This is a genomic window from Rhizobium sp. BK591 (assembly GCF_014195045.1).
GTDB classification, from domain to species: domain Bacteria; phylum Pseudomonadota; class Alphaproteobacteria; order Rhizobiales; family Rhizobiaceae; genus Rhizobium; species Rhizobium anhuiense.
This window is the reverse complement of sequence record NZ_JACIAZ010000003.1, coordinates 334,093-351,456: the sequence shown is the minus strand read 5'-3', so window position 1 is coordinate 351,456 and position 17,364 is coordinate 334,093. Positions and strand designations below refer to the sequence as shown.

Annotated in this window: 15 protein-coding genes; 12 read left to right on the top strand and 3 right to left on the bottom strand. The window is 62.6% G+C overall.

Annotated elements, in window-relative coordinates; all coding sequences use genetic code 11:
• Positions 1-73: 73 nt before the first annotated feature.
• The 9 genes from FHX10_RS14740 (at position 74) to rpmG (ending at position 11,720) form a co-directional block, all read left to right on the top strand.
• Positions 74-1,030, top strand: coding sequence for an aspartate carbamoyltransferase catalytic subunit (locus FHX10_RS14740; protein ID WP_007626148.1), 957 nt, complete (start codon positions 74-76; stop codon positions 1,028-1,030).
• A complete protein-coding gene (locus FHX10_RS14735; protein WP_097543041.1) occupies positions 1,027-2,316 on the top strand; it encodes a dihydroorotase in 1,290 nt (429 codons plus the stop codon). The genes FHX10_RS14740 and FHX10_RS14735 overlap by 4 nt, the downstream gene beginning before the upstream one ends.
• A gap of 45 nt (positions 2,317-2,361) precedes the next feature.
• A complete protein-coding gene (gene plsY, locus FHX10_RS14730) occupies positions 2,362-2,982 on the top strand; it encodes a glycerol-3-phosphate 1-O-acyltransferase PlsY (RefSeq protein ID WP_097543040.1) in 621 nt (206 codons plus the stop codon).
• Positions 2,982-4,124 carry a DNA-processing protein DprA gene (gene dprA, locus FHX10_RS14725; RefSeq protein WP_097543039.1) on the top strand — a complete coding sequence of 381 codons (1,143 nt, stop codon included), beginning with the start codon at positions 2,982-2,984 and terminating at the stop codon, positions 4,122-4,124. The genes plsY and dprA overlap by 1 nt, the downstream gene beginning before the upstream one ends.
• A 236-nt stretch (positions 4,125-4,360) precedes the next feature.
• Positions 4,361-7,015: a type I DNA topoisomerase gene (topA, locus tag FHX10_RS14720; RefSeq protein WP_047616568.1), complete on the top strand. Its 2,655-nt coding sequence runs from the start codon at positions 4,361-4,363 to the stop codon at positions 7,013-7,015.
• A gap of 1 nt (position 7,016) precedes the next feature.
• A complete protein-coding gene (gene rnr, locus FHX10_RS14715; protein WP_097543038.1) occupies positions 7,017-9,389 on the top strand; it encodes a ribonuclease R in 2,373 nt (790 codons plus the stop codon).
• A 123-nt stretch (positions 9,390-9,512) separates the two neighbouring features.
• Positions 9,513-9,965, top strand: coding sequence for a DUF983 domain-containing protein (locus FHX10_RS14710; RefSeq protein WP_047616564.1), 453 nt, complete (start codon positions 9,513-9,515; stop codon positions 9,963-9,965).
• Positions 9,966-10,275: 310 nt separating this feature from the next.
• Positions 10,276-11,460 carry an MFS transporter gene (locus FHX10_RS14705; protein WP_063474318.1) on the top strand — a complete coding sequence of 395 codons (1,185 nt, stop codon included), beginning with the start codon at positions 10,276-10,278 and terminating at the stop codon, positions 11,458-11,460.
• A 92-nt stretch (positions 11,461-11,552) separates the two neighbouring features.
• Positions 11,553-11,720, top strand: coding sequence for a 50S ribosomal protein L33 (gene rpmG / locus FHX10_RS14700; protein ID WP_003587245.1), 168 nt, complete (start codon positions 11,553-11,555; stop codon positions 11,718-11,720).
• A 750-nt stretch (positions 11,721-12,470) separates the two neighbouring features.
• On the opposite strand, the gene FHX10_RS14695 is transcribed toward rpmG, so the two are convergent.
• Positions 12,471-13,844: a PleD family two-component system response regulator gene (locus tag FHX10_RS14695; protein ID WP_063474317.1), complete on the bottom strand. Its 1,374-nt coding sequence runs from the start codon at positions 13,842-13,844 to the stop codon at positions 12,471-12,473.
• A gap of 18 nt (positions 13,845-13,862) precedes the next feature.
• Entirely contained in the window at positions 13,863-14,234 is a 372-nt protein-coding gene (locus FHX10_RS14690) for a response regulator (RefSeq protein ID WP_003547430.1), read from the bottom strand.
• Between the two features lie 132 nt (positions 14,235-14,366).
• Here FHX10_RS14690 and FHX10_RS14685 point away from each other — a divergent pair, with 132 nt between their 5' ends.
• Complete coding sequence (locus FHX10_RS14685; RefSeq protein WP_047616556.1) at positions 14,367-14,675, top strand: DUF3572 domain-containing protein; 309 nt, start codon at positions 14,367-14,369, stop codon at positions 14,673-14,675.
• A 2-nt stretch (positions 14,676-14,677) separates the two neighbouring features.
• On the top strand, positions 14,678-15,352 hold the full coding sequence (locus FHX10_RS14680) for a hypothetical protein (protein ID WP_097543037.1): 675 nt from the start codon (positions 14,678-14,680) through the stop codon (positions 15,350-15,352).
• Here the strand turns inward: FHX10_RS14680 and FHX10_RS14675 are convergent.
• Positions 15,327-15,914, bottom strand: a complete 588-nt coding sequence (locus FHX10_RS14675) for a GNAT family N-acetyltransferase (RefSeq protein WP_097543036.1) — start codon at positions 15,912-15,914, stop codon at positions 15,327-15,329. The genes FHX10_RS14680 and FHX10_RS14675 overlap by 26 nt on opposite strands.
• Before the next feature lie 75 nt (positions 15,915-15,989).
• On the opposite strand from FHX10_RS14675, the gene FHX10_RS14670 reads away from it, so the two are divergent.
• A complete protein-coding gene (locus FHX10_RS14670) occupies positions 15,990-17,282 on the top strand; it encodes a DNA polymerase IV (RefSeq protein WP_184389987.1) in 1,293 nt (430 codons plus the stop codon).
• The last annotated feature ends 82 nt before the right edge of the window (positions 17,283-17,364 follow it).

Here is a 17,364-nt window from a genome sequence, read left to right as displayed (position 1 = left end):
TGCCCACAGCGCATGCTTGCCCCGGCGGGCAGCACTCTTTATAGACCCGGCAGAGACAGCAAGAGGCAAGGTCATGGTCTTTTTCCCCCACCGCCACCTCATCGGCATCAAGGGCCTCACCGAGCAGGATATCACCTATCTTCTCGACAAGGCGGATGAGGCCGTCAAGATCAGCCGCCAGAGAGAAAAGAAGACGTCGACGCTGCGCGGGCTGACGCAGATCAATCTCTTCTTCGAGGCATCGACCCGCACACAGGCCTCCTTCGAGCTTGCCGGTAAGAGGCTCGGGGCCGACGTCATGAACATGTCGGTCGGCAATTCCTCGGTGAAGAAAGGCGAAACGCTGATCGACACCGCGATGACGCTGAATGCGATGCGCCCCGACGTGCTGGTGATCCGCCATTCGAGCGCAGGTGCCGCCGCCCTTCTCGCCCAGAAGGTCTCCTGCTCGGTCGTCAATGCCGGCGACGGGCAGCACGAACATCCGACCCAGGCGCTGCTCGACGCGCTGACGATCCGTCGCGCCAAGGGCAAGCTGTCGCGCATCATCGTGGCAATCTGCGGCGACGTGCTGCATTCGCGGGTGGCGCGCTCCAACATCCTATTGCTCAACGCGATGGGCGCCCGCGTCCGTGTCGTCGCACCTGCAACCCTCCTGCCTGCCGGCATCGCCGAGATGGGCGTCGAGGTCTTCCATTCGATGAAGGAAGGGTTGAAGGACGCCGACGTCGTGATGATGCTGCGGCTGCAGCGCGAGCGCATGTCCGGCGCCTTCGTGCCTTCGGTGCGCGAATATTATCACTTCTACGGACTCGACGCCGAAACGCTGAAAGCCGCCAAGGAGGATGCGCTGGTCATGCATCCCGGCCCGATGAACCGCGGCGTCGAGATCGCGTCCGAGGTGGCGGACGGGCCGCAGAGTGTGATCGCCGAACAGGTGGAGATGGGGGTGGCGGTGCGCATGGCGGTCATGGAGACGCTGCTCGTCTCGCAGAACCAGGGTCCCCGCAGCGATGGAATGATGGCATGAGCAACCCGATCGTCCTCAAGAACGTCCGCATCATCGATCCCTCGCGCAACCTCGATGAAGTCGGAACGATCATCGCCGAAAACGGCGTGATCATCGCCGCCGGCCATGCGGCGCAGAACCAGGGCGCGCCTGATGGCGCCGTCATCCGCGACTGCACGGGCCTTGTGGCGACGCCCGGCCTCGTCGATGCGCGCGTCCATATCGGCGAACCCGGCGGCGAGCATCGTGAGACGATCGCCTCGGCGAGCCGGGCGGCGGCGGCCGGGGGCGTCACCTCGATCATCATGATGCCGGACACCGATCCCGTCATCGACGACATCGCGCTCGTCGAATTCGTCAAGAAGACGGCGCGGGATACGGCCGCCGTCAATGTCTATCCGGCAGCCGCCATCACCAAGGGCCTTGCCGGCGAGGAAATGACCGAGATCGGCCTGTTGATGCAGGCCGGCGCCGTCGCCTTCACCGATGCCCATTCCAGCGTCCACGACACGCAGGTGCTGCGCCGGATCATGACCTATGCGCGCGAATTCGGCGCCGTCATTTCCTGCGAGACGCGTGACAAATATCTCGGCGCCAACGGCGTCATGCATGAGGGGCTTTTCGCCAGCTGGCTCGGGCTCTCCGGCATTCCGAAGGAAGCCGAACTCATTCCGCTTGAACGCGATCTCAGGATCGCTGCGCTGACGCGTGGACGTTATCATGCCGCGATGATCTCGGTGCCGGAATCGGTCGAGGCGATCGAACGCGCCCGCAGCCGCGGCGCCAAGGTGACCTCAGGCATCTCGATCAACAATCTGGCGCTCAACGAAAACGACATCGGCGAATACCGCACCTTCTTCAAGCTCTATCCGCCGCTGCGACCGGAAGACGACCGGGTGGCGATGGTCGAGGCCCTTGCCAGCGGCGCGATCGACATCATCGTCTCCTCGCATGACCCGCAGGATGTCGATACGAAGCGCCTGCCCTTCGCCGAGGCGGAGGACGGCGCGATCGGGCTCGAAACCATGCTGGCGGCGGCGCTGAGGCTTTACCATGGCGGCCAGGTGAGCCTGATGCGCCTGATCGACGCCATGTCGACCCGCCCCGCCGAGATTTTCGGCCTCGCCGCCGGCACGCTGAAGCCGGGTGCGGCGGCCGATATCGCGCTGATCGATCTCGATGAGCCTTGGCTTGTCGCCAAAGACATGCTTCTCTCCCGTTCGAAGAATACGCCGTTCGAGGATGCGCGCTTCAGCGGACGGGCGGTCGCGACATACGTCTCGGGAAAGCTTGTCCACGCAATTTAGGAGACGGCTGGACCGAGGATAGGCCACGGAGGGCCGAGGGGGCATATGTTATCCAATCTCATGTCATGGCAGATCACCCTGCCGATCGCGCTTGCCGCAGCCATCATCGGATATCTCTTCGGCTCCATTCCTTTCGGCCTGATCCTGACGCGTGCGGCCGGCCTCGGCGACGTGCGCAGCATCGGCTCCGGCAATATCGGCGCGACCAATGTGCTCAGAACCGGAAACCGCAAGCTCGCCGCGGCGACGCTGCTGCTCGATGCGCTGAAGGCATCGGCGGCGGCCTGGGTCGTCGGCTATTTCCTCGGTGAGGAGGCGGCGATCATCGCCGGCTTCTTCGCCTTCATCGGCCATCTCTTCCCGATCTGGATCGGCTTCAAGGGCGGCAAGGGTGTCGCCACCTATATCGGCACCCTGCTCGGCGTCGCGCCGATCATGGTCGTGCTCTTCGCCGCCGTCTGGCTGGCCGTCGCCTTCACCACCCGCTACTCCTCGCTGTCGGCACTGGTCGCCATGCTTGTCATCCCGGTGGCGCTGTGGATCCTGGGCAACGAAAAGGTTGCGGCAGTGATGGCGATCATGACCCTGATTTCCTACTGGAAGCACAAGGCGAATATCTCGCGGCTGATGGGCGGGACGGAAAGCAAGATCGGGGCAAAGGGATAATGGATGCGCTGAGCGCGGGACCAAAAGGCGTCGTGCTGACCGAACGGCAGAGAATTGCCTGGCTGCGCCTCATCCGTTCCGACAATATCGGCCCCGCCACCTTTCGCGACCTCATCAATCATTTCGGTTCGGCCGAGGCAGCGCTTGCCGCATTGCCGGAGCTTTCGGCGCGCGGCGGCGCCACGCGGGCAATCCGCATCGCCAGCGAGGCCGAAGCACATCGGGAACTGGAGGCAGCGCATCGTTTCGGCGCCCGCTTCGTGGGCATCGGTGAGCCGGACTATCCGCAGGCACTGAAACAGATCGACGGCGCACCGCCGCTTCTCGCCGTCAAAGGCGCGCTTGCCGCCGCCAAACGACCGGCCGTCGGCATTGTCGGCTCACGCAACGCCTCGGTCGCAGGCGCGAAATTCGCGGCGATGGTGGCGCGCGACTGCGGCAGGGCGGGTTATACCGTGGTCTCGGGGCTGGCGCGCGGCATCGACACATCAGCCCACCGTGCGAGCCTCGAGACAGGCACCATCGCTGCCCTTGCCGGGGGTCTCGACCAGCCCTACCCGCCGGAGAATATCGGCTTGCTCGAAGAGATCACCGGCGGCAACGGCCTGGCGGTCAGCGAGATGCCCTTCGGCTGGGAGCCCCGCGCCCGCGACTTTCCGCGCCGGAACCGGCTGATCGCCGGCATTGCGCTCGGCCTCGTCGTCATCGAAGCAGCGACACGTTCGGGCTCGCTGATCACGGCGCGGCTTGCCGGCGAGTTCGGTCGCCTGGTGTTTGCCGTGCCCGGCTCCCCCCTCGATCCGCGCTGCCATGGCACCAACGGCCTGCTGAAGGACGGTGCATCGATCGTCACCGCCCCCGTCGATGTCGTCGAGGCTTTGGCGCCGCTTGCGCAATTCGACCTGTTCCCGTCATCGATGGCAGAGGAACCGGCGCGTGAGGGCAAGGCAATTTCGGTGCCACCCGGCGATCCCGACCGAACCCGCGTCATCGATGCGCTCGGGCCGACGCCAGTCGAGATCGACGACGTCATCCGCCATACCGGTCTGTCGGCATCCGCGGTCTATCTCATCCTTCTGGAACTCGATATATCGGGCAGGCTGCAGCGGCATCAGGGCGGGTTCGTCTCGCTTTCCGATTGAACTTTGCACGATATCGCAGAATTGCCGCCCCCTGTGTCGAAAACCTTCGACAACCTATCTAAGATTGCATTTCCCCGATAAACTCCCTTCGGCTGCACCGGATGCAAGAACTAAAATTGTAGCAAACCCCTTGACCGCGGCGATTTCCCTGTCCATGTCGGAGGGCCGGGATCCATCTTTCGGTGTGTGTCGCGCTGGCTTCAACGCTGGCGTCGTTTCCTTTTTAGAGAATCATCATGAATGTTGTAGTGGTGGAATCGCCTGCCAAGGCCAAGACGATCAACAAGTATCTGGGTCCGGGATACAAAGTGCTCGCCTCCTTCGGCCATGTGCGCGATCTGCCTGCCAAGGACGGCTCAGTTCTTCCTGATCAGGATTTCGAAATGCTTTGGGAGGTCGATAGCGCCTCCGCAAAGCGGATGAAGGATATTGCCGATGCGGTGAAATCCTCCGACGGCCTTTTTCTCGCGACCGACCCGGATCGCGAAGGCGAAGCGATTTCCTGGCACGTTCTCGATATGCTGAACAAGAAGCGCGTGCTGAACGGCAAGCCGGTCAAACGCGTCGTCTTCAACGCCATCACCAAGAAGGCGGTGCTCGACGCGATGGCCGATCCGCGCGACATCGACGTGCCGCTCGTCGACGCCTATCTGGCGCGGCGCGCGCTCGACTATCTGGTCGGCTTCAATCTTTCGCCGGTGCTCTGGCGCAAGCTGCCCGGCGCCCGGTCGGCCGGCCGCGTCCAGTCGGTGGCGCTTCGTCTGGTCTGCGACCGTGAATCCGAGATCGAACGCTTCATTTCGGAAGAATACTGGAACATCTCGGCCCTTCTAAAGACACCGCGCGGCGACGAGTTCGAGGCCAGGCTGGTTTCGGCGAATGGCAAACGGCTGCAGCCGCGCGCGATCGGCAACGGCGAGGATGCCGGCAAGCTCAAGGCATTGCTCGAAGGCGCAAGCTATATCGTCGACTCCGTCGAAGCGAAACCGGTCAAGCGCAATCCCGGACCGCCGTTTACGACCTCGACCCTGCAGCAGGCCGCCTCCTCCAATCTCGGCTTCTCCGCCTCGCGCACCATGCAGATCGCCCAGAAGCTCTATGAAGGCGTCGATATCGGCGGCGAGACGGTCGGTCTCATCACCTATATGCGAACCGACGGCGTGCAGATGGCGCCCGAGGCGATCGATGCGGCGCGCCGCGCCATCGTCGACCAGTTCGGCGAGCGCTATATGCCCGAGAAGGCGCGCTTCTATTCCACCAAGGCCAAGAACGCCCAGGAGGCGCACGAGGCGATCCGTCCGACCGATTTCTACCGCTCGCCCGACCGCGTGCGCAAATTCCTCGATGCCGATCAGATCCGCCTCTACGACCTGATCTGGAAGCGCGGCATCGCCAGCCAGATGGCGTCGGCCGAAATCGAGCGCACGACGGCTGAAATCACCGCCGACAACAAGGGCGAGAAGGCCGGGCTGCGCGCCGTCGGTTCGGTCATCCGCTTCGACGGTTTCATCGCCGCCTATACCGACCAGAAGGAGGACGGCGAGCAGAGTGACGACGGCGACGAGGATGGCCGCCTGCCGGAGATCAATGCACGCGAGACGCTCGCCAAGCAGAAGATCAACTCGACGCAGCATTTCACCGAGCCGCCGCCGCGCTATTCGGAAGCCTCGCTGATCAAGAAGATGGAAGAGCTCGGCATCGGCCGCCCCTCCACCTATGCCGCGACGCTGGCGACGTTGCGCGACCGCGACTATGTGACGATCGACAAGCGCAAGCTTATCCCGCAGGCCAAGGGCCGGCTGGTGACCGCTTTCCTCGAAAGCTTCTTCACCAAATATGTCGAATACGACTTCACCGCCGATCTCGAAGAGAAGCTCGACCGGATTTCCGCCGGCGAGCTGAACTGGAAGCAGGTGCTGCGCGACTTCTGGAAGGATTTCTTCGCCCAGATCGAGGACACCAAGGAACTGCGCGTCACCAACGTGCTCGATTCGCTGAACGAGGCGCTGGCGCCGCTCGTCTTCCCGAAGCGCGAGGATGGCAGCGATCCCCGGATCTGCCAGGTCTGCGGCACCGGCAACCTGTCGCTGAAGCTCGGCAAATACGGCGCCTTCGTCGGCTGCTCAAATTATCCGGATTGCAACTACACCCGCCAGCTCTCCTCCGAAAACGGCGGAGAGGCGGACGGTGCTGCCCTTAACGAGCCGAAGAACCTCGGCACCGATCCGACGACCGGCGAGGAGCTGACGCTGCGGTCCGGCCGCTTCGGCCCCTATATCCAGCGCGGCGACGGCAAGGAAGCCAAACGCGCCTCGCTGCCGAAGGGATGGAAGCCCGAGGATATCGACTATGAAAAGGCGATGGCGTTGATCTCGCTGCCGCGCGATATCGGCAAACACCCCGAAACGGGCAAGATGATCTCATCCGGCATCGGTCGCTACGGGCCGTTCCTCCTGCATGACGGTTCCTATGCCAATCTGGAAACCGTCGAGGACGTGTTCTCGGTCGGCCTCAACCGTGCCGTGACTGTTATCGCCGAAAAGGCGAACCAGGCGCCGGGGCGGGGTTCGCGCGGGACACCGGCGGCGCTGAAGACGCTCGGCGATCATCCTGATGGCGGCCCCATCACCGTTCGCGACGGCAAGTACGGACCTTACGTCAATTGGGGCAAGGTCAATGCGACATTGCCGAAGGGCAAGGACCCGCAGGCGATCACCGTCGAGGAAGCGCTCGCGCTGATCACCGAAAAGGCCGGCAAGGCGCCTGCAGGCAAGACGGCAAAGGCGAAGGCCAAGCCGAAGGCGGCGGCCGCCGAAGCCAAGACCACCAAGACGGCGGCCAAGCCGAAGGCAACGAAGGCGAAAGCGCCGGCGAAATCGAAAAAGGGCTGACGTGAGCAGGATACCGCGCGAGAGAACGAACCCCGCGGGCAAGCGCCCGGGCAAGATCGGCCGCTCGGGCAAGGATGCTCCCGCCGTCGAGCCGCTGAACATCGTCCACGGCGCCCTGCCCTCACGCGAGGTGATCCTGCGCTTCATCGCCGATCATCCGCAGAAAGCCTCCAAACGCGAACTCGCCAAGGCTTTCGGCCTGAAGGGCGACAGCCGCGTCGAGCTCAAGCACATGCTGCAGGAACTCGAGCAGGAAGGCATGCTGCAGAAGAACCGCAAGTCGCTGATCCGTCCCGGCGCGCTGCCGCCCGTCACCGTTCTCGATATCACCACACGCGACAAGGATGGCGATCTGATCGGCCGGCCGGCGGAATGGCCGGAGGACCAGGGCGTCGCACCCGCCGTCGCCATCCGCCAGCAATCGCCCGCAGGCCGCCAGGGCAGGGGCAAGGCGCCCGTCGCCGGCCTCGGCGACCGCATCCTGGCAAAGATCTTCCCGGCCGTCGATCGCGGCGGGCCGGCCTATACGGCGCGGATCATCAAGGTGATCGACAGGCGCCGCGGCGCCTCGATGGGCGTCTTCCGCGCAGCACCCGGCGGCGGTGGCCGGCTGCTGCCGATCGAACGGCGCGGCGAGGAAATGGTGATCGATCCCGACTTCACCGGCGGCGCCGCGGACGGCGACCTGGTCGAAGTGGAAGTCGCCCGTCTCGGCCGCTTCGGCCTGCCGCGCGCCAAGGTGCTTTCCGTCGTCGGTTCCGTCGGTTCGGAAAAGGCAATCTCGATGATCGCCATCCATGCACACGGCATCCCGCATGTCTTCCCGCCTGCGGTCATCGCCGAGGCGGATGACGCCAAGCCTGCCAACATGTCGCATCGCGAGGATTGGCGCGACGTGCCGCTGATCACCATCGATCCGGCCGACGCCAAGGACCATGACGATGCGGTCTATGCCGAGCTCGACCCCTCGCCCGACAATCCCGGCGGCGTCCTCGTCACCGTCGCGATTGCCGACGTTTCCTGGTATGTCCGCCCCAATTCGCCGCTCGACCGCGAGGCGCTGAAGCGCGGCAACTCGGTCTATTTCCCGGATCGCGTCGTGCCGATGCTGCCGGAGCGCATCTCCAACGATCTCTGCTCGCTGAAGCAAGGCGTCGACCGCCCGGCGCTCGCCGTGCGCATGAGCTTTTCCGCGGAAGGCCGCAAGATCGGCCACACCTTCCATCGCATCATGATGAAGAGCGCCGCAAAGCTCTCCTACCAGCAGGCGCAGGCGGCGATCGACGGCAAGCCGGACGATCAGACCGGACCGATGCTCGAGCCGATCCTGAAGCCGCTCTGGCACGCCTATGAGGTGATGAAGCGCGGACGCGACCGGCGCCAGCCGCTGGAACTCGACATGCCGGAGCGCAAGATCCTGCTGAAGCCCGACGGCACGGTCGACCGGGTCTTCGTGCCGCCGCGGCTCGATGCGCATAAGCTGATCGAAGAAATGATGATCCAGGCGAATGTCTGTGCCGCCGAGACCCTGGAAAAGAAACGCCAGCCGCTGATCTATCGCATCCATGACGGCCCGACGCTCGCCAAGCAGGAAATCCTGCGCGAGTTCCTGGCGACACTCGGCATCTCGCTGGCCAAGGGCGGGAATATGCGCGCCAACAGCTTCAACGGCATTCTGGCGAAGGCGGACGGTACGCCGCACCAGACCATGGTCAACGAGATGGTGCTGCGTTCGCAGAGCCAGGCGATCTACGGTCCCGAGAATATCGGTCATTTCGGCCTCAACCTGATGAAATACGCCCACTTCACCTCGCCGATCCGCCGCTACGCCGATCTCATCGTGCATCGCGCCCTCGTCGGTTCGCTGGGCTTCGGCGAAGGCGGCATTACGCCCGACGAAGAGGCGGCACTCGACGATATCGCCGCCGAAATCTCGACCTTCGAGCGCCGCGCCATGGCCGCCGAGCGCGAGACGGTCGACCGGCTGATCGCCCATCATCTGAGCGGCCGCGTCGGCGAGGAATTTGCCGGGCGGGTCTCCGGCGTGACGAAATCGGGGCTTTTTGTCGCCTTGCCGGACTATGGCGCCGACGGCTTCGTCCCTATATCTACGCTCGGCACCGATTATTTCATCTATGACGAGGCGCATCAGGCGCTGTCGGGGGAGCGAACGGGGCTCGGCTATCGCCTGGGCGACAGCGTCACCGTGAAGCTTGCCGAAGCGATCCCGCTTGCCGGCGCGCTGCGTTTCGAGATGATCAGCGAGGGCCGCGAGATGCCGACGGCGGTGCGCTCCTTCCACAAAGCGGGCCGCCGCGACAGGGGCCAGGTCCGCAAGAAACCCGGAACGAGGCCGCCGCGCGGACGGCACTAGCCCACCGGCTCGAAAATCGGAATCGATTTTCGAAAAGCGTGATGCAAGGATTGAAAGAGTTAGAGCGTTCTTTGTGCGTCCGAAAGGACGCACGGGGCTCTATGTCCGAAAGAGGAACAGGCGATGATCACACCGACCGATCCGGCGGTCCGCTACGGAGATGCGCCCGAGGTCGAGCGTCCGGTTGGGCGCTCGGTCATGCGCGGGCTGATGAACCGCTGCCCGGCCTGCGGTAACGGCAAGCTCTTTCGCGCCTTCCTGAAACCGGTCGATCATTGCGCGGCCTGCGGCGAGGCGATGCATCACCAACGCGCCGACGACCTGCCGCCCTATATCGTCATTCTCGTCCTTGGCCACGTCGTGGTCGGCGGCTATATGCTGACCGACCTGACCTTCGTGCTGCCGGTCTGGGTGCACCTTGCCATCTGGGCGCCGATCACCGTCATCACAGCGCTCGCCTCGATCCAGCCTATCAAGGGCGGCGTCATCGGCCTGCAGTGGGCGCTGCGCATGCACGGTTTCGGCGGGGAGAGTGATGGTGCGGACGATTATGACATCCCCGGCCGGCCGGATTAGAGCATGTCGAGCAAAAGCGCGAGCCGCGAATCTGAAAGATCGCGACGCACTTTAGCGCCTTCACCTTCCAGACATATTTAACGTGTAGTGCCAGCGCTCCACCGACCACCACCCGAACGCGGCAGCCGACGATCCTCAACGACTTGACATGGTACGCTTTTCTTGTCTGAACAGGCTTTACATTCCGCAGGTGGTCACTCACATCGGAAATACTGCGAAACGCTGCCCGTCACCTGGGTTTGGCACGCCTGTGTCTTTCTATGCGAGGTGACAGGCCGGTTCGCTCGCGTAGCTTTCTAAGGATGGATAAATGTCTCAGCCGAGAAACGGCACACCGGGCGATGTCGAGGAAATCCATTGGCCTTCTCTGGTGGCAGCCATCTCGTCCATATCAGCCGTCGGCATAGCAATCGGCCTCGGACTCCCGCTTCTCAGCATCATCCTCGAAAAACGCGGCATCTCGTCCACCTTGATCGGGCTCAACACGGCGATGGCCGGGGTTGCGGCGATGGCCGCCGCACCAATCACCACCAAGCTTGCCCATAAATACGGCGTTGCGCCGACGATGCTCTGGGCGGTGCTGATTTCGGCGCTGAGCGCGCTCGGTTTTTATTACGCCGAGGATTTCTGGATGTGGTTTCCGCTGCGTTTCGCCTTCCATGGCGCGACGACGACGCTGTTCATCCTCTCCGAATTCTGGATCAATGCCGCTTCGCCGCCTTCCAAGCGCGGCTTCGTGCTCGGCATCTACGCGACGGTGCTTTCCCTTGGCTTTGCGGCCGGGCCGCTGCTCTTTTCGATCCTCGGCAGCGACGGCATCTTCCCCTTCCTGATCGGCGCCGCCGCCATCCTGCTTGCCGCCATCCCGATCTTCATCGCCCGCGACGAAAGCCCGGTGCTCGAGGAAAAACCGGAGCTGCATTTCATGCGCTACGTCTTCCTGGTGCCGACGGCGACGGCGGCGGTCTTCATCTTCGGCGCGGTCGAAGCGGGCGGGCTGTCGCTTTTCCCGATCTTTGCCGTGCGCGCCCATTTCACCGAATCGCAGGCAGCACTTCTGCTGACCATGATGGGTGTCGGCAACGTCATCTTTCAGATCCCGCTCGGCCTGCTCTCCGACCGCATCGGCGACAAGCGGCCGCTTCTGGCTGCCATGGCGCTGATGGGGTTCATCGGCTCGATGATGCTGCCGCTGCTGGTCGACAACTGGCTGCTGATGGCCGGGCTCCTGCTTTTCTGGGGCGGCTGCGTCTCCGGCCTCTATACGGTCGGACTCAGCCATCTCGGCTCGCGGCTGACGGGTTCCGACCTTGCGGCGGCCAATGCTGCCTTCGTCTTCTGTTATGCGATGGGAACCGTGGCCGGGCCGCAGGCGATCGGCGCGGCGATCGATGTCGCTGGAAATAATGGTTTTGCCTGGGCGATTGCCGCCTTCTTCGGCCTGTACGCCCTACTTTCCGGCATCAGACTGATGTTCATTCGAAAACGGACTTGACTTTTCGGGCTGGATTCGTAGTTTCGCGCCAGAATTTGCCGTGGAGCCCATCCGGCTTCCACGGCTTTCATTTTCTTAAAGGCAGGACGACCATGGCCAAGGCTACAACAATCAAGATCAAGCTGCTGTCGACAGCCGACACCGGTTTCTTCTACGTCACGACGAAGAACAGCCGTACGATGACGGACAAGATGACGAAGACGAAGTACGACCCGATTGCTAAGAAGCATGTCGAGTTCAAGGAAACCAAGATCAAGTAATCGCTTGAGCTGACGGATTTCAAAAAAGCGCGCGCTTTCGGGTTGCGCGTTTTTTATTGTCCGGATGATCGTCTTTGACGAGATGATAGCGCAAACAGACAAAACGCCGCCCTTCCATCTTCGGGAAGTGACGGCGTTTTTGTGAAAGGGGGTCGGCCAGCATGCAAAACGGCACGAGGAACCGCTATAACTTGCCTACTAGCCGACCGACCCCACGACCCAGGAGATGCGGCGGACCTGAGCATCATGGGGTATCGACAACTCCTCAACGGGAGCGCTTCTCTTATGAGCCGATAATTTGCGCAGAAATGAAAGAAAATCAACAAATTCTTAATGGTGAAATTTGTTAGCCTGATTCTATGGTTAAAAGTCCAGATTTGGGACATACAAAGATTTGTCGGCTCTGCTTGGGCTTGAAGCCTAGAGTTGGACCATCCCAAGAAATTCGACAATATAACTTAACAACTTACGCCTCCTCTCCCCTTACGTGAGGTGACGTCGCCGCAGTCTATTTGGCCCTTCCGGCGACAGGCATTTTTTATAGTCTCCATTTCATCTTGAGCCAGCGGCCAGACATCCTCAACACTGTCGCAGGTCGACATATCCGCAGCAACGCCGATGGTCCATTTTTGGGCTATTGAGTTGCAAAATTTTCGCCCCGCATTGCATAAGCGAAGATTAAAAATCGGTAACGATTGGCTTACAGCGGTGGAAAACCCGCAAATGGTGCCTATGGCGGCAACTGATTCGTCAGGCGGCTGCGGCGACCACGCGGTTGCGGCCGGTATTCTTGGCCTCGTAAAGGGCCAGATCCGCCTGTTTCATCAGCTGGTCCGGGGTCAGTACCGCCGCAATCCGCGAGGCGATGCCGAAGGAAGCGGTGACGTTCAGCGCTTGGCCGGCGTGTTTCAGCATGAAGGGAGCGCTTTCGATCGCCGCGCGCAGGCGCTCGGCTACAGTAGCGGCAATTTCCGGCGAGGTGTCGGGCATCACGACGACGAATTCCTCGCCACCGTAGCGGCAGGCGAGATCGGCGCCACGGATGGTCGAACGGACGCGATTTGCGAATTCCCGCAGCACTTCGTCGCCGCCGTCATGGCCGTAGGTGTCGTTTACCTGCTTGAAGCGATCGATATCGGTGATCAACACCGAAAGCGGTCGGCCCCGGGCCATCGAACGGTTGAAGAGTACGTTCAGATGGTTGTCGAGATAGCGCCGGTTATAAAGGCCGGTCAGCGGATCGGTGACGGCAAGCTCGATCGTCTGCTTGACGCTGGCGCGCAGGCGGTCGTTGTAGCGCTTGCGGCGGATCTGCGTCAGGCTGCGGGCAACAAGCTCGTTGGGATCGACCGGGCGGATGATGTAATCGTTGACGCCGAGATCGAGCGCGCGCACCACCATGTCGTCCGCGCCCTGCTCGGTGATGATCAAAATCGGCAGGAAGCGCGTGCGCTCCAGCGAGCGCAGCTGCGAGCAGAGGCGAAGCGGATCGTAGTCATCGAAATTGGCATTGACGATGACGAGATCGAAGGCGCTTTCGGCCGCCTCGAAGAGGGCAGCCTGCGGATCGGAAAGGGCAAGCACGTCGGCGACCGGCTTCAGCGCCTTGACGAGGCGCTCCTGCGAATTGGCGCGGCCGTCAACGAGCAACACTTGAGCGGTCTCATCGGCGCGGCCCTCGCCTGCCCGCGCGAGGTCGTCGATGCCCATCGTATGGGCGGTATCGGAGCGGATGCGCAGCTCGTCGCTCAACGTCTTCAGCCGCAGCAGGCTCTTCACCCGAGAGATCAGCTGCAGATCGTTGACCGGCTTGGTGAGGAAATCATCGGCGCCAGCCTTCAGGCCGCGCACGCGATCGGCCGGCTGGTCGAGCGCGGTGACCATGACGACTGGAATATGGGCTGTCTTCTGGCTCGCCTTCAGCCGTTCGCAGACCTCGAAACCGTCTATGCCGGGCATCATGATGTCGAGCAGGATGAGATCGACCTGGTTGCGCTCGCAGATCGCCAGCGCCGTGTAGCCGTCGGCTGCGGTCATCACGTCGAAATACTCCGCGAGCAGCCGCGCCTCAAGCAGCTTCACGTTGGCCGGAATATCGTCAACCACCAGTATTCGCGCAGTCATAAGTGTCTTTCCGATGCGTCAAGCATCGCCCAGATAGGTCTTGATCGTCTCGATGAATTTTGGAACCGAGATCGGCTTGGAAACATAGGCCTCGCAGCCGCCCTGGCGGATCCGCTCCTCGTCGCCCTTCATCGCGAAAGCCGTGACGGCGATGACGGGAATCACATGCAGCTCGTCGTCTTCCTTCAGCCATTTGGTGACTTCGAGGCCGGAGACCTCGGGAAGCTGAATGTCCATGAGGATGAGATCGGGGCGATGCTTGCGCGCCAGATCCAGCGCCTCCATGCCGTTTCGGGTCTGGATCGTGGTATAACCGGACGCCTCGATGAGGTCGCGAAAGAGCTTCATGTTGAGCTCGTTATCTTCTACAATCATCACCTGTTTGGGCATGACAAGCTGTCCCTACGTCCGTTCGCGCAGCGGTTCGTCCCATGAGAAAGGCACATGCGGACAAAAGCTGCGTGAAACCGATAGCGCACGCTACCGGTATTTGGTTGAAGAAAAGGTAACTTACCCCGCGAAATGCAAAGCAACTTCAAGACATCGAAACAACTGGCAGCCGACCCGCACGAGACGGCGATTGCCGTGCTCGGCTGGCTTGCCGGCGATCCCGACATGTTCGGCCGCTTTCTCGCCCTGACGGGTGTGGCGCCCGGCCAGGTGCGCAACGCCGTCAACGATCCGGGATTTCTCGCCGGCATGATGGATTTCCTGATGAACCACGAACCGACGGCCTTGGCCTTCTGCGCGGCAAGCGGCATAAGCCCGGAGACGGTGACCGCCGCCTGGCGGCATTTCTCTTCGCCGGGCCTCGATTCCGGAGAATACTGACCGTGACCTCCGGGGAATTCGACATCTCGCATATTCGCCTCGGCGAACGGCCGCTGATCGTCTGCGACGTCGACGACGTCGTGCTGCAGTTCATCGGTCCCTTCCAGCTTTTCCTCGAGAGCCAGGGGCATGCGTTTCTGCCGCGATCGTTCCGGCTTCACGGCAACATCGTCTCGCAGGCGGATGGCACGGAGATCGAGGATCAGCAGGTCAGTCGGCTGATCGAGGAGTTCTTCGAAGCGCAGGAGCAGTGGCAGACGCCGCTCGATCGCGTCGTCGAAACGCTCGACCGGCTTTCCGAAGAGGCCGATGTGCTTTTCCTGACGGCCATGCAGCCGCGGTTCCAGGACCAGCGCCGTCGCCTGCTCGACAGGATGGGCCTGCTTTTTCCGCTGCTTGCCACCGAACAGCCCAAGGGGCCGATCGTTCACGCCTTGCATGCCAGCCGCTCCCTTCCCGTCGTCTTCATCGATGATATGGCGCGCAATCTGCATTCCGTCAGGGATCACGTCGCCGATTGCCTGCTCATTCATCTGATGCCGAACTCACCTGTCCATCGTTTCGCACCGGCGGCCGCCGATGACATTACCCGCGCTACGGACTGGACGCATGTGGCCGAACTCATCGAGGCGCATTTTCTGTCCGGCGCGGTCACTCGCGCAGTTCCAGCCGCATGAGCGGACGGCCGTCCTTGCGCCGCGCCACCGTTTCGAAACCGGCGGCATCAAAGATCGCCGTCGAACCGATGCAGAGCGTCACGGATTTCGACTGCTTCACATGATCGATCGGGCAGGCTTCGAGCAGCCGCGCTCCCTGGCGCCGGGCATGATCAATCGCGGCGGCGAGCAGGCGATGGCTCATTCCCTTGCCGCGCAGTTTGGGCAGCAGGAAAAAGCAACTGACGGCCCAGATGGACGGATCATGCGCATCGTCTTCCTCCAGCGGCCGCGAGACGGTGCGCGGCGAATTGAACTGTGGCACGTCATGACGCGGCCCGACCTGCACCCAGGCGACCGGCGTGCCGTCGGCATAACAGAGAATGCCCGGCGGCGGGCCTGCCTTGATCCGCTCCCGGATATGCGCCTTGCGCTCGTCGGGCGCCATCTCGGTCCTGATCGCATGCGGCAGGCGCAGCGCAACGCACCAGCAGTTATAGAAGGCACCCTGCGGCCCGAACAGGATTTCGAAGTCGTCCCAGCGCTCTGAGGTGACCGGCTCGAAACGAAGGTCGTCATCCAAAGGCAAAGCTCCCGCGTCTCTTGTGACTCGGAAGCTTAAGGCGTAATGTCCCGGCGTTCAATCTTTGTTCTCATCATGACGCCTGCGCCTGACAAGACACCCGGCTTTTGTCGCGACTGCCTTGCCGAGCAGAAGGGCGAGGCGCGCCGTTGCGTTTCCTGCGGCAGCCCCCGTCTCGTACGCCATCGTGAACTCTACGCATTGACGCTTGCGCATATCGATTGCGACGCTTTCTACGCAGCGGTGGAGAAACGCGACAATCCGGAACTTGCCGACAAGCCCGTCATCATCGGCGGCGGCAAACGCGGCGTGGTGTCCACCGCTTGTTATATCGCCCGCATCCACGGCGTGCGGTCGGCCATGCCGATGTTCAAGGCGCTGGAGGCGTGCCCGCAGGCGATCGTCATCCGCCCCGACATGGAAAAATATGTCCGGGTCGGGCGGCAGGTGCGGACCATGATGCAGGATCTGACGCCGCTGGTGCAGCCGCTGTCGATCGACGAGGCCTTTCTGGAGCTTGGCGGCACCGAGAGGCTGCATCACGATCCGCCGGCGCGCACGCTCGCCAAATTCGCCCGCCGCGTCGAAAAGGAAATCGGCATCACCGTTTCGGTCGGGCTTTCCTACTGCAAATTTCTCGCCAAGGTCGCCTCCGACCTGCAGAAGCCGCGCGGCTTTTCCGTCATCGGCCGTGAGGAAGCGGTCGAATTCCTGGCGCCGCGTCCGGTCACCACGATCTGGGGCGTCGGCAAGGCTTTTGCGGCGACGCTGGAAGCGGACGGCATCCGCACCATCGGCCAGTTGCAGCAGATGGAGGAGAACGACCTGATGCGCCGCTATGGCAGCATCGGCCAGCGGCTCGCACGGCTGTCGCGCGGCATCGACGACCGCGAGGTGCATCTCAACGATGCGGCCAAAAGCGTTTCGTCCGAGACGACCTTTTTCGACGACATCTCGCGTCATGAGGAGCTGGTGCCGATCCTGCGCAACCTCTCCGAAAAGGTCTCCTGGCGGCTGAAGAAAGGCGGCATTGCCGGCCAGACAGTGGTGCTGAAGATGAAGAGCGCCGATTTCAAATCGCGCACCCGCAACCGCAAGCTGGAAGACCCGACCCAGCTTGCCGACAAGATCTTCCGCACTGGGCTCGAGCTTCTCGAAAAAGAGACCGACGGCACGAAGTTCCGACTGCTCGGCATCGGCGTCACCGATCTCGGCGACGCCGCCCGCGCAGATCCGCCCGACCTCATCGACCAGCAATCGGGCCGGCGAGCGGCCGCCGAAGCAGCGATGGACAAGCTGCGCGACAAGTTCGGCAAGAAGACGGTCGAGACCGGCTATACGTTCGGCGGCGGCAAACGCGATCACTAACGCGTGAGGGCAACATCAAGCCCGGCCTATAAAATCTTCCTTAAACTTCGTCCCATAATCTGCCGGACAAGTATTGCGTATG

What these genes read in the sequence shown, in the direction of transcription:
- FHX10_RS14740 (WP_007626148.1), top strand. Translation starts at nt 74, where the DNA reads ATGGTCTTTTTCCCCCACCGCCACCTCATCGGCATCAAGGGCCTCACC.
- FHX10_RS14735 (WP_097543041.1), top strand. Translation starts at nt 1,027, where the DNA reads ATGAGCAACCCGATCGTCCTCAAGAACGTCCGCATCATCGATCCCTCG.
- plsY (WP_097543040.1), top strand. Translation starts at nt 2,362, where the DNA reads ATGTTATCCAATCTCATGTCATGGCAGATCACCCTGCCGATCGCGCTT.
- dprA (WP_097543039.1), top strand. Translation starts at nt 2,982, where the DNA reads ATGGATGCGCTGAGCGCGGGACCAAAAGGCGTCGTGCTGACCGAACGG.
- topA (WP_047616568.1), top strand. Translation starts at nt 4,361, where the DNA reads ATGAATGTTGTAGTGGTGGAATCGCCTGCCAAGGCCAAGACGATCAAC.
- FHX10_RS14710 (WP_047616564.1), top strand. Translation starts at nt 9,513, where the DNA reads ATGATCACACCGACCGATCCGGCGGTCCGCTACGGAGATGCGCCCGAG.
- FHX10_RS14705 (WP_063474318.1), top strand. Translation starts at nt 10,276, where the DNA reads ATGTCTCAGCCGAGAAACGGCACACCGGGCGATGTCGAGGAAATCCAT.
- rpmG (WP_003587245.1), top strand. Translation starts at nt 11,553, where the DNA reads ATGGCCAAGGCTACAACAATCAAGATCAAGCTGCTGTCGACAGCCGAC.
- FHX10_RS14695 (WP_063474317.1), bottom strand. Translation starts at nt 13,844, where the DNA reads ATGACTGCGCGAATACTGGTGGTTGACGATATTCCGGCCAACGTGAAG.
- FHX10_RS14690 (WP_003547430.1), bottom strand. Translation starts at nt 14,234, where the DNA reads ATGCCCAAACAGGTGATGATTGTAGAAGATAACGAGCTCAACATGAAG.
- FHX10_RS14685 (WP_047616556.1), top strand. Translation starts at nt 14,367, where the DNA reads ATGCAAAGCAACTTCAAGACATCGAAACAACTGGCAGCCGACCCGCAC.
- FHX10_RS14670 (WP_184389987.1), top strand. Translation starts at nt 15,990, where the DNA reads ATGACGCCTGCGCCTGACAAGACACCCGGCTTTTGTCGCGACTGCCTT.